The sequence below is a fragment of the Lentzea sp. NPDC006480 genome (genome assembly GCF_040611995.1).
Classification (GTDB): domain Bacteria; phylum Actinomycetota; class Actinomycetes; order Mycobacteriales; family Pseudonocardiaceae; genus Lentzea.
Genome location: NZ_JBEXPJ010000109.1, coordinates 19,586 through 30,161, shown reverse-complemented (window position 1 = coordinate 30,161; position 10,576 = coordinate 19,586). Strand labels below are relative to the sequence as shown.

Here is a 10,576-nt window from a genome sequence, read left to right as displayed (position 1 = left end):
GGCCCTGCGTTACCCAGAAGGGAACGCAGGGCCCCCGCGTTCCCTTTGAAAGCGGGGTTAGCGGCCCGCGGGGGAGACGTTGAGAAGGCGGCCTGCCAGGCCGCGTGACTTCACGGTCAGCTTCTTGGCCACGTCGAGCAGCACCTGAGCCGCTGCCGACTCCGGCACCGCCTGCACGATCGGCGTGCCCGAGTCGCCGTTCTCCCGCAGGCGGGGGTCGAGCGGCACCTGGCCGAGCAGCGGCACCTCGGAGCCGATGGTCTTGGACAGCGACTCCGCGACGGCCGCACCGCCACCCGAGCCGAAGACCTCCATGCGTGAACCGTCGGGCATCTCCAGCCACGACATGTTCTCGATGACACCCGAGACCCGCTGACGGGTCTGCAGCGCGATCGACCCGGCGCGCTCGGCCACCTCGGCGGCAGCCTGCTGCGGGGTGGTGACGACCAGGATCTCCGCGTTCGGCACGAGCTGGGCGACGGAGATCGCGATGTCGCCGGTGCCGGGCGGCAGGTCGATCAGCAACACGTCCAGGTCGCCCCAGAACACGTCCGCGAGGAACTGCTGCAGCGCGCGGTGCAGCATCGGGCCGCGCCACACGACCGGGGTGTTGCCCGGCGTGAACATGCCGATCGAGATGACCTTCACGCCGTGCGCCTGGGGCGGCATGATCATTTTTTCGACCTGGGTGGGCTTGCCGTCGGCGCCCAGCATGCGCGGGATCGAGTGGCCGTAGATGTCCGCGTCGACGATGCCGACGGACAGGCCGCGCGCGGCCATGGCCACGGCGAGGTTCACGGTGACCGAGGACTTGCCGACGCCGCCCTTGCCGGACGCGACGCAGTACACGCGCGTCAGCGAGCCCGGCTGGGCGAACGGGATGACCGGCTCTTCGGCGCCGCCGCGCAGGGACTTGCGGAGCTCGGTGCGCTGGGCGTCGCTCATCACGTCCAGATCGACCCGCACGGACGACACGCCGTCCAGGGCCTGCACCGCCGCGGTGACGTCCTTGGTGATCTTGTCGCGCATCGGGCAGCCCGCGACCGTCAGGAAGATGCCCACGACCACGGCACCTTCCGCGCCGACCTCGACGTCCTTGACCATGCCGATCTCGGTGATCGGGCGGCGGATCTCGGGGTCCTGCACACCGGCGAGCGCCTTGCGGACGTCCTCGACGGTGGGGAGGGGCTGCGTGGTGGTCACCCGGCCATGCTACGTCCGGCACACGCCTGTCCTACCGGCCGGTCACTTTCGAGCACAGGCCCAGGTCGTAGCGGGGCCGGAGCTGTCCGTAACATCGACGTCCGTGCCGGAATCGGGTAGTTCCCGGTTGCCCACCCGTGTCGAGCTAGGGGTGTGGCGATCGTTCCTCCGCGCGCATGCACGGATCACGAGGGTCCTCGAGGCCGAACTGATTGCTGAGCAGCGCCTTTCGCTCGCGGCGTACGACGTGCTGGTTCAACTGGCCGAGACGCCTTCCATGCGCATGCGCATGACCGAACTCGCCGATGCCGTCCTGCTGTCCCGTTCAGGCGTGACCCGCCTGGTGGACCGGCTGGAACGCGCCGGACTGGTCGGACGCGAACGCGCCGACGGTGATGGACGCGGCATCGTGGCCGTGCTCACACCGCTCGGTGCCGAACGTCTGCGCAGCGCATCCGCTACCCACCTCGCCGGCGTTGCCGAGCACTTCGGGGAGAGCTTCGGGCCTGGAGAGCTCGAGGCCTTCGGACGCACGTGTGATCGCTTGGCAGCGGACGACGTGTATCCGTGATCACCGTGGTGGGACTTGTGCACGTCGAGGCTGGCCGCCTCCTCGTTGTGCGCTCACGCAACAAGAAGGCCTTCTACCTGCCAGGCGGCAAGATCGAGACGGGCGAGTCCCCGGCCGAGGCGTTGCGCCGGGAGGTCCGGGAGGAGCTCGGGATCGAGCTGGAACGGCCGGAGGTCCTCAAGCGCTACGTCGCCCCCGCCTACGGCGAGGGTGAGGGCGCGATGGTCGACATGACCTGTTTCACCGCTGTGCTGCTGGGTGTGCCGCGGCCGACGAGCGAGATCGCCGAGCTGACGTACGTGACGCGTGACGAGTACCGGGAGCACGCCGAGACGGCGCCCGCGATCCACGAGGTCCTGTCAGACCTGGTCGCGAGCGGACAGATCAGGACGTGATCCGGCGCACTTCCGCCATCACCTGATCGTCCAGCTCATCGCTGACGCCGCAGGTGTCATAGGCATCGTCCAGCTCTGACAGACGTTCGCCCGCGTGCTCGTGTCCGAAGATCCGGTGCGCCCAGGAAGTCAGCTCGCGAGGCGTCAGCTCGCCTGACCGCACGCGCACGGCCATCGCTCGAAGGCCCTCCTCCTTCGCCGAGACCGAACCCATGACGTGCGCGGCCAGTCCGAGGTCCTGCAGTGCGTCGGGCAGCAGGATCGGCACCTCGATGTCGGCTTCCTTCGTCGACACCGCCGCGAGCCGCGCCACAGCCGGGCTGTCGACGTCCCCGACGAGCAGGTCGCACGCGGCCAACACCACGTCGCTCGCCGACTTCTCCCTCACCAGCCACAAAGCGACTACGTCCCGGAAGGTCACGGCCGGACCCTGCGCGTGTTGTTCTGCTCCTTCACCAGCTTCTCCAGCTCACCCCGGATGAAGTCGCGCGTCGCCACCTCGCCGATCGCCAGCCGCACGGCGGCCAGCTCCCGCGCCAGGTACTCGGTGTCCGCCTTGGTCTGCGCCGCCCGAGTCCTGTCCTCCTCCAGCGACACCCGGTCCCGGTCGTCCTGCCGGTTCTGCGCCAGCAGGATCAGCGGCGCCGCGTAAGCAGCCTGCGTCGAGAACGCCAGGTTCAGCAGGATGAACGGATACGGATCCCACCGCAGCGTCACCGCGAAGAGGTTCAGCGTGATCCACGCGATGACGAGCACCGTCTGCCAGAACAGGAACTTCCCCGTCCCGAGGAACCGCGCGAGCCGTTCGGAGAACTGACCGAACGAGTCCGGGTCGATGGAGAAGCGGAAGCCCCGTGGCTCGCGCGGCTGGTCGAGTCTGCGCCGCGGCAGCAGTTCAGGCATGGCTCAGTCCCGTCTCGCGCCAGTTGGCCGGCAGCAGGTGGTCCAGCACGTCGTCGACGGTCACCGCGCCGAGCAGGTGCTCAGCCTCGTCGGTGACCGGTGCGCACACCAGGTTGTAGGTGGCGAAGTAGCGGGTGACGTCGCTCAGGGAAGCCGACGGTGGCAGCCGCACCAACGAGGTGTCGAGCACGCCGGCGACCAGATCGGACGGCGGTTCGCGCAGCAGGCGTTGGATGTGGACGCACCCCAAGTACCGCCCCGTCGGCGTTGCCGAGGGCGAGCGGCACACGAAGACCATCGAGGCCAAAGCCGGTGTGAGATCGGGATTTCGCACCCGTGCCAACGCTTCCGCGATCGTCGCGTCCGGCGTGAGGATGATCGGTTCCGGGGTCATCAGGCCGCCCGCGGTGTCGAACGAGTACTCCAGCAGACGCCGGACCGGTTCGGACTCCTCGGGTTCCATCAGCTCGAGCAGGCGGTCCTTGGTGCCCTCGGACAGCTCGCCCAGCAGGTCGGCCGCGTCGTCCGGGTTCATCGCCTCCAGGATGTCCGCGGCGCGTTCCTCGTCCAGGTGCGACAGGACGTCCTTCTGGTCCTCTTCGGACAGTTCCTCGATGACGTCGGCGAGCCGTTCGTCGTCCAGTGCGTCCGCGACCTCGTGGCGGCGCTTGGCCGGCAGTTCGTGCAGCGCGTGAGCCACGTCCGCCGCGCGCATTCCCTCGAAGACCGCGACGAGCTGTTGCGCTCCCTGCGGCTGGCCCGAGAGCTCGTTGACGCTCAGACCGCCGACGTCCTCCCAGCGGAAGACCTGCGTCGGGCCCTTGAAGCCGAACCTGCCGGTGCGCTGGCGGGCCGCCACCTTGATCATCCGCCAGTCGCGGGTGCGGGTCAGCTCCATCGCGGCGTCCACGACGACCGCCGTGCCGCCGTCCGCCAGCTGGATCTTGGCGTCGAGCACCTCGCCGATCACCAGCACCTCGTTGACCCGCTGGTGGAACGGCCGCAGGTTCACCGAGCCGGTCGCGAGCGTCACGGCGTTCGGCTCGATCGAGGTGAGCCGCAGCATCGGCACGAAGATCCGGCGGCGCGTCACCAGCTCGACGACCATGCCGAGCACCCGCGGCGGCTGGCGGTCGATCCGAAGACTGATCACGACGTCGCGGGCCTTGCCGATCGGTTCGCCGTCGGGGCCGAAGACGGGAAGTCCGGCCAGCTGAGCGATGTAAACCCGGTTCACAGCCACCACAACAACCAGGCTAGATCAGGTTCTGGCCGCCCACCCGGCGATCTCGGCGCAGATCACGGCCAAATCCTCGATGTCCTCTTCCAGACACCAGATCCAGTTGGCCACGGCCCGGTAGAACGTCCAGTCCCGCGCCTTCGCGACGTCCAGCTCCCCGGCGTCGCACAGCGCCAGGAACCGGTCGGTGAGGCCCTTGCGGCCGTCCAGCTCCTCGAACCTGTTCCACAGCAACGGGATCACGCCGTACTCGCGGTCACCGGACAGCGGTTTCGGGTCGATCATCAACCACGGTTCGCGGTCGCCGCGCAGCACGTTCTCGTAGTGCAGGTCCTCGTTGACCAGCGAACGGCCCATCGGTCGCGTCGCGATCTCCCGTGCCGCGTCCAGCACTTTGCCGGGCACCTCGGGATGGTGCCGAAGCTCACCGGTGAGCCGGCGGATCTCCGCGGGCGCCTCCAGATCCCGATGGCGGCGCAGCATCGAGCCGATCACGCCGACCGCGAGCTCGATCGGCTCGTTGTCGAGGGAGTGCGTGTGGTCGAGGCGTTCCAGCAGCAACGCGCCGAGCTCCTCGTCGTGACCGAGCAGCTGCACCGCGCCGTTGCCGTCGTAGAGCCTCAACGCGAGCGGTTCGTGCTCTGTCTCGTGGTCGATCCACGTCAGCTTGAGCACCGCCGGGTGCCCGTCGGCCCGGCGGACCGGCAGCACGACGGCGCAGAACCCGTGCATCAGCTCGCCGTCCGGAGTGAGCCGCCACCTCGAACACGCCTTGGTCGCCAGAGTCGGCAGCTTCGAGACCCACTCGGAGGCGCCGTCGCCGAGGCCCTCGCCGAAACCGGCCGGAACGGTGATCATGCGCTGAACTCCAGCCGGTACACCGCTTCCCACTGCGGTTTGGTGTTGAGCCGGGCGGTCTTCAAGGCCTGCGCCGTCTCCTCGTCGGGCTCGGTCAGCTTCGCCACGGCCTGAGCGTCGATGAGGTGCGAGTGCGTGCTGGGGGACCGCACGGTGACGGTGACCTGCGCCTGGTCGGTCAGCCCCGGCACCTGCTGTTCACTGCCGCCCGTGACGACCCACAGCGCGTCGTCCCGCCAGTGCGCGTGCACGAGACGGGGTTCGTGGCCGGGTGAGGTGATCCAGACGGCGGCTGCCTTTCGCAGCGCCGCGTCCAAGATTCGAGTGATCTCCACCGGTTCAGCCTGCCAGGGTTTGTGAAACGGGACTCAGCGAATATGCGCCCGGAGATGATGCGTGCCACTGTGGCGCACATAGTTACCGGCCGGTACGAGGAGGTACTCCAGTGGTCGACCAGCAGCGTCCCCGTCGCTCGTGTCTGGCGGTTCCGGGTTCGAGCCAGAAGATGATCGACAAGGCGCGCACGCTGCCGGCGGACCAGGTGTTCCTGGACCTGGAGGACGCCTGCGCCCCGCTGGCCAAGCCGGACGCCCGCAAGACGATCGTCGCGTCGTTGAACGAAGGCGGCTGGGGCGACAAGGCCCGGGTCGTGCGCGTCAACGACTGGACGACGGAGTGGACGTACCGCGACGTCACCGAGGTCGTCGAGGGCGCCGGTGCGAACCTCGACTGCATCATGCTGCCGAAGGTGCAGACGCCCGAGCAGATCGTGGCGCTCGACTTCCTGCTCACGCAGATCGAGAAGACGATGGGCTACGAGGTCGGCAAGATCGGCATCGAGGCGCAGATCGAGAACGCCCTGGGCCTGAACAACGTCAACGCGATCGCCACCGCGTCCCCGCGCGTCGAGACGATCATCTTCGGCCCGGCGGACTTCATGGCGTCGATCAACATGAAGTCGCTCGTGGTCGGTGAGCAGCCGCCCGGCTACGACGTCGGTGACGCCTACCACTACATCCTGATGCGGATCCTGATGGCCGCGCGGGCCCACGACAAGCAGGCCATCGACGGCCCCTACCTGCAGATTCGCGACGTCGACGGCTACAAGCGCGTCGCCGGCCGTTCGGCGGCGCTGGGCTTCGACGGCAAGTGGGTGCTGCACCCCGGCCAGATCGACGCGGCCAACGAGGTGTTCAGCCCGAAGCAGGACGACTACGACCACGCCGAGAACATCCTCGACGCGTACTCGTACTTCACGTCCGAGGCGGGCGGTAAGCGCGGCGCGGTGATGCTCGGCGACGAGATGATCGACGAGGCGTCGCGGAAGATGGCTCTGGTGATCTCGGGCAAGGGCCGTGCCGCGGGCATGTCGCGCTCGAACATCTGGACCCCGCCGGAGGACTGATCCGGGTTCAAATCCGTTACGGATTGTGCGCTACTTCACCCGAACTATTACTGGACGTGTTCGACCGTCACAGGTTGCGTTCAAAACGGGTGAAGTGGCGCACAATCAGTGACAGGAGTTTGCGATGTGCCCCGGGGTGGGGTGCATGCTCGTGGGCATGTCACGTTCGAGTAACGGTAAGGCGAGCAGACGGCTGGGGCTCTTCAAGCGCCGCGAGGACGACCTGCTCGAGCGCAGCTTCCGCAGCTGCCCGGGATGCGATGCCGACGTTCACGTGTTCGCCGACGTCTGCCGCCACTGCGGTGGCGCGCTGGAGATCGCCCTCGCGAGCTGACCGGTGGTTCAGCGGTTCGCGTTCTCCAGCAGTGCCGCGCCGATGCCCAGCGAGTAGAGCAGCACCAAGAGCACGATGAAGCCGTAGCCGATGCACAACGCGGCGATCGCCATCCCCTTGCCGGTCGCCTCGCCCCGCTTGATCTTCGACAGGGCGACGTGCCCCATCACGATTCCCACGATCCAACCGGCGCAGCACAGGATGCCCGCGATCGACGCGATCATCGCGATCATGGCGGTCTGGGTGTCGAGTGGCTTGGGCGGCGGATAGCCGTAGCCGTACTGCGGACCGTAGGGCTGCTGACCGTATTGAGGCTGGCCATAGGGCTGTTGTCCGTACGGCTGTCCGTAGGGCTGGCCCTTCGGGTCCTGGTTGTACGGGTCGTACGTCATTGATCCCCCAATGTGCGAGTGCGCAGGGATCTTAAGGGGCGGCTTTCCGATTCGCGCCGTGTGGGTGCGTGATTGCCGTGGTTCGGGATGCTGTCTCGGTACAGGTGGCGGGACTGTGTTGCGGAGAGCACACCCCGGTCGCAAACGGGCGTTAACCGGTCCATACTCGCCGGTAACCAAAGCCTTGGAAGGGAAGTGCGATGGCGCGCCTCGCCCAGACCGCGGGTCTCACGGACATCCAGGAAGAAATCCTCGCGACCGTTCGCACGTTCGTGGACAAGGAGATCATTCCGCACGCCCAGACGCTGGAGCACGGCGACACGTACCCCGCCGACATCGTCGAGGGCATGAAGGAGATGGGCCTCTTCGGCCTGACGATCCCGGAGGAGTACGGCGGCCTCGGCGAGTCCCTGCTGACCTACGCGCTCGTCGTCGAGCAGATCGCGCGCGGCTGGATGAGCGTCTCCGGTGTCATCAACACGCACTTCATCGTGGCGCACATGCTCAAGCAGCACGGCACGCCGGAGCAGAAGCAGAAGTACCTGCCGCGCATGGCCGCGGGCGAGGTGCGCGGCTCGTTCTCCATGTCGGAGCCGGAGCTGGGCTCTGACGTCGCCGCGATTCGCACGCGGGCGGTCAAGGGCGAGTCGGGATACACGATCAACGGCCAGAAGATGTGGCTGACGAACGGTGGCACGTCGAACCTGACCGCCGTTCTCGTGAAGACGGACGAGGGCGCCGAGAAGGCGCACCAGAACCTCACGACGTTCCTGGTGGAGAAGCCCGAGGGGTACGGCGAGGTGCTGCCGGGCCTCACGATCCCGGGCAAGATCGACAAGATGGGCTACAAGGGCGTCGACACCACCGAGATGGTGTTCGACGGCTTCGAGATCGCCGCGGACCAGATCCTGGGCGGCGTGTCCGGCCAGGGCTTCCGGCACATGATGGACGGCGTCGAGGTGGGCCGCGTGAACGTGGCCGCCCGCGCGTGCGGCATCGCGATCCGCGCCTTCGAGCTCGCGATCGAGTACTCCCAGCAGCGCAGGACGTTCGGCAAGGCCATCGCGGAGCACCAGGCCATCGCTTTCAAGCTCGCCGAGATGGCGACCAAGGTCGAGGCCGCGCACCTGATGATGGTGAACGCGGCGCGGCTGAAGGACTCCGGCCAGCGCAACGACGTCGAGGCCGGCATGGCCAAGCTCCTCGCGTCCGAGTACTGCGCCGAGGTGACGCAGGAGTCGTTCCGCATCCACGGCGGCTACGGCTACTCGAAGGAGTACGAGATCGAGCGCCTGATGCGCGAGGCCCCGTTCCTGCTGATCGGCGAGGGCACCTCGGAGATCCAGAAGACGATCATCTCCCGCGGCCTGCTGCGCGACTACCAGTCCCGCGGCTAGACGTTCCTCCGTTAGGGGTCATTCTTTCACGAGAGTGGCCCCTAACGATTTCTGTCTGGGAGCCATAGGGTTCGCTCACTTTGAGCACAGATCTGACGCTTCCGAGACCTGTGTCGCCGCCGCACGTCGTCCGCCTGGAGCTGGACACGTTTCTCGACGTCGACCGTTCTTCGCTGGCCACCTGGTTCGGGGCCCTGTTCACCGACCTCCTGGCACCCCTCTGCCCTGCCTCGGTGGAGGAGCTCGTGTCGGTGGCGCGCGACTACCGGCCATCCGATACAACTCCTTGGGGCCCACCGGGTTACGCCCGCCTGCTGCTCTCTTCGGGTGAGTTCACCCGTTCTTCGTGGTCCGCCGCACTGTCGGACCTGCCGTCGTTCCTGCGCGTGCAACTCGTCCAGCTCGACTCCCAGGGCATGCCGCTGGTCGACGGCGGCTGGAGCGCGGAAGTGTTGCTGAAGGACGATCCCGCCTTCCCGCACCAGGTCGTCGTGGTGGCGTCCCGTTCGCTGTTCGGCGGCTGGATTTCCCATGTCGTGCAACAACAATGGCTCTCCGCGTTCCGTTCGGGCGCGACGCTGGTGCGCGCGGCGGGCGGCTGGATCACGCTGGACCGGACCGGTGTGCGCACCGCACACGAGGTGTCCGTGGGCGTCGGCCTGGACGAATCCCTTTTCATGGCCGCGGAACTGTCGCGCGGTCCGCACTGGGCCACGTTGCTCGGCCCCCGTCAAGTCGCTGCTTTGGGTGGTGTGCAACAGGTCTGCTCGTCGGCGCCGTGCTTCTCGGTGTCCGACCTGGGCGGCGGACGGCTTCTGCTGCAGCTCACCGAACATCTCGACGGCGTACCCTCGGAGGCGGTGGAGGCGCTGGCGAAGTTCCTGGCGCCGGTGCTGCACTGAGTTTCTGGGGGATTCATGCACGAGCTTCCGACGACCGGCCTCCGCGAGGCGGTGAGCTGGCTGGCCGCGCCCGCCGAAGAGCAGCTGGCGTACCTGAAGTCGATCGGCACGGCCCCGTCCGCGGACGAGCTGGCCTTGGAGTTCGACGACGTGAAGCACCTCTGCCCTGACGAGCCCGCCGCCGCGGCGTTGACCGGACGCATCGACGCGCTGCTCGACGCCATGAGCGGCCCAGGTCCGGTGTGGCACACCGACTCCCTGGCCACCTCCCCGCAGTGGGCCGAAGTCCGGCGCCTCGCCGCCGACCTGCTGCCCCTGCTGCGCTGACAAGCGGGATCGCGCCCGCCCTGGCACTCTGTCCTCGGTGAGGCCTTCCCCCAAAACCGACGTGCTCGTCGCCGTGGACACGGCCCTGCGCCCAACGGGCTTCGTCCGCCGAGGCCACGTCTGGCTGCAGGACCGCGGCGAGGGCGTGTCCGGATGGCTGGGGTTCGGCACGGCGGGCTGCCTCGACGTCACCCCGCTGGTCGGCGTCTGCTTCCGCCGCTACGACGACGTGTGCCGCGCTCTCGGCGTCACGGCCACAACTCCGCTCGTCTCGACCCCGCTCGGTGCCCTGATGGGCGACAAACCGGTGTGGCGCTGGACGTTCGAGCCCGGCAGCGACCACGCTCCCGTCGCCGCGTCGCTGGTGGCCGAGTTTCTGAAGCACGGCAAGCCCTACATCGACAAGCACGCGAAGTGGGACACGCTGGCGAAAGAGCTCGTCGCGAAGCCGGAGTCGTTGCTGGACTTCGAGCGGGCGCGAAAGCTGTCGATCATCCACGTGCTCAACGGCAACGCGGGCGCGGCCGGCGAGGTGCTGAAGAAGGAACGCGAGCGGGTGGCCGACAAGACGGACGTGTACGCACGCTCCTACCGGGCCTTTGCACACCGCTTCGAATTGGCGTTCCCCGGATGACGAAGTTGATTTAGA

General features: G+C 67.8%; 15 protein-coding genes. 8 read left to right on the top strand and 7 right to left on the bottom strand.

Translation table 11 applies throughout. The annotated features are described in order from the left end of the window. Positions 1-57 precede the first annotated feature (57 nt). A complete protein-coding gene (locus ABZX92_RS32100; protein ID WP_355567610.1) occupies positions 58-1,203 on the bottom strand; it encodes a P-loop NTPase in 1,146 nt (381 codons plus the stop codon). Between the two features lie 103 nt (positions 1,204-1,306). On the opposite strand from ABZX92_RS32100, the gene ABZX92_RS32095 reads away from it, so the two are divergent. Both ABZX92_RS32095 and ABZX92_RS32090 read left to right on the top strand, forming a co-directional pair. Further along, positions 1,307-1,774: a MarR family transcriptional regulator gene (locus tag ABZX92_RS32095; RefSeq protein ID WP_167971364.1), complete on the top strand. Its 468-nt coding sequence runs from the start codon at positions 1,307-1,309 to the stop codon at positions 1,772-1,774. Next, complete coding sequence (locus ABZX92_RS32090; RefSeq protein ID WP_355567608.1) at positions 1,771-2,169, top strand: NUDIX domain-containing protein; 399 nt, start codon at positions 1,771-1,773, stop codon at positions 2,167-2,169. The genes ABZX92_RS32095 and ABZX92_RS32090 overlap by 4 nt, the downstream gene beginning before the upstream one ends. On the opposite strand, the gene ABZX92_RS32085 is transcribed toward ABZX92_RS32090, so the two are convergent. The 5 genes from ABZX92_RS32085 to ABZX92_RS32065 are packed head-to-tail and all read right to left on the bottom strand — an operon-like array spanning position 2,159 to position 5,505. Continuing rightward, the gene (locus ABZX92_RS32085; RefSeq protein WP_355567605.1) at positions 2,159-2,590 is read right to left on the bottom strand and encodes a hypothetical protein; all 432 of its coding nucleotides are present in this window, start codon (positions 2,588-2,590) and stop codon (positions 2,159-2,161) included. The two genes, ABZX92_RS32090 and ABZX92_RS32085, sit on opposite strands and share 11 nt — an antisense overlap. Next, positions 2,587-3,072: a DUF1003 domain-containing protein gene (locus tag ABZX92_RS32080; RefSeq protein ID WP_355567603.1), complete on the bottom strand. Its 486-nt coding sequence runs from the start codon at positions 3,070-3,072 to the stop codon at positions 2,587-2,589. Before ABZX92_RS32080 ends, ABZX92_RS32085 begins: the two co-directional genes overlap by 4 nt. Continuing rightward, complete coding sequence (locus ABZX92_RS32075) at positions 3,065-4,318, bottom strand: CBS domain-containing protein (protein ID WP_355567600.1); 1,254 nt, start codon at positions 4,316-4,318, stop codon at positions 3,065-3,067. The genes ABZX92_RS32080 and ABZX92_RS32075 overlap by 8 nt, the downstream gene beginning before the upstream one ends. 15 nt (positions 4,319-4,333) lie before the next feature. Then, the gene (locus ABZX92_RS32070) at positions 4,334-5,170 is read right to left on the bottom strand and encodes an aminoglycoside phosphotransferase family protein (RefSeq protein ID WP_355567597.1); all 837 of its coding nucleotides are present in this window, start codon (positions 5,168-5,170) and stop codon (positions 4,334-4,336) included. Then, positions 5,167-5,505, bottom strand: a complete 339-nt coding sequence (locus ABZX92_RS32065) for a hypothetical protein (protein ID WP_355567594.1) — start codon at positions 5,503-5,505, stop codon at positions 5,167-5,169. Before ABZX92_RS32065 ends, ABZX92_RS32070 begins: the two co-directional genes overlap by 4 nt. 110 nt (positions 5,506-5,615) lie before the next feature. On the opposite strand from ABZX92_RS32065, the gene ABZX92_RS32060 reads away from it, so the two are divergent. Next, positions 5,616-6,575, top strand: coding sequence for a CoA ester lyase (locus tag ABZX92_RS32060; protein WP_355567592.1), 960 nt, complete (start codon positions 5,616-5,618; stop codon positions 6,573-6,575). Positions 6,576-6,732: 157 nt separating this feature from the next. After that, positions 6,733-6,909 (top strand): hypothetical protein, encoded by a 177-nt coding sequence (locus tag ABZX92_RS32055; RefSeq protein ID WP_355567589.1) that lies wholly within the window; start codon positions 6,733-6,735, stop codon positions 6,907-6,909. 8 nt (positions 6,910-6,917) lie between these two features. Here ABZX92_RS32055 and ABZX92_RS32050 read toward each other — a convergent pair whose 3' ends face one another. Further along, a complete protein-coding gene (locus ABZX92_RS32050; RefSeq protein ID WP_355567587.1) occupies positions 6,918-7,301 on the bottom strand; it encodes a DUF4190 domain-containing protein in 384 nt (127 codons plus the stop codon). 200 nt (positions 7,302-7,501) lie between these two features. Here ABZX92_RS32050 and ABZX92_RS32045 point away from each other — a divergent pair, with 200 nt between their 5' ends. From ABZX92_RS32045 to ABZX92_RS32030, 4 genes are all read left to right on the top strand, one after another. After that, positions 7,502-8,698, top strand: coding sequence for an acyl-CoA dehydrogenase family protein (locus ABZX92_RS32045; RefSeq protein ID WP_355567584.1), 1,197 nt, complete (start codon positions 7,502-7,504; stop codon positions 8,696-8,698). A gap of 80 nt (positions 8,699-8,778) precedes the next feature. Further along, positions 8,779-9,600 (top strand): hypothetical protein, encoded by an 822-nt coding sequence (locus ABZX92_RS32040; protein WP_355567582.1) that lies wholly within the window; start codon positions 8,779-8,781, stop codon positions 9,598-9,600. A gap of 15 nt (positions 9,601-9,615) precedes the next feature. After that, positions 9,616-9,927, top strand: a complete 312-nt coding sequence (locus ABZX92_RS32035; protein WP_355567579.1) for a hypothetical protein — start codon at positions 9,616-9,618, stop codon at positions 9,925-9,927. A gap of 37 nt (positions 9,928-9,964) precedes the next feature. Beyond that, positions 9,965-10,561, top strand: coding sequence for a hypothetical protein (locus ABZX92_RS32030; protein ID WP_355567576.1), 597 nt, complete (start codon positions 9,965-9,967; stop codon positions 10,559-10,561). Positions 10,562-10,576 lie beyond the last annotated feature (15 nt).

Coding starts and splice junctions, on each gene's coding strand:
- ABZX92_RS32080 (WP_355567603.1), bottom strand. CDS start 3,072: ATGCCTGAACTGCTGCCGCGGCGCAGACTCGACCAGCCGCGCGAGCCA.
- ABZX92_RS32070 (WP_355567597.1), bottom strand. CDS start 5,170: ATGATCACCGTTCCGGCCGGTTTCGGCGAGGGCCTCGGCGACGGCGCC.
- ABZX92_RS32055 (WP_355567589.1), top strand. CDS start 6,733: ATGTCACGTTCGAGTAACGGTAAGGCGAGCAGACGGCTGGGGCTCTTC.
- ABZX92_RS32050 (WP_355567587.1), bottom strand. CDS start 7,301: ATGACGTACGACCCGTACAACCAGGACCCGAAGGGCCAGCCCTACGGA.
- ABZX92_RS32045 (WP_355567584.1), top strand. CDS start 7,502: ATGGCGCGCCTCGCCCAGACCGCGGGTCTCACGGACATCCAGGAAGAA.
- ABZX92_RS32035 (WP_355567579.1), top strand. CDS start 9,616: ATGCACGAGCTTCCGACGACCGGCCTCCGCGAGGCGGTGAGCTGGCTG.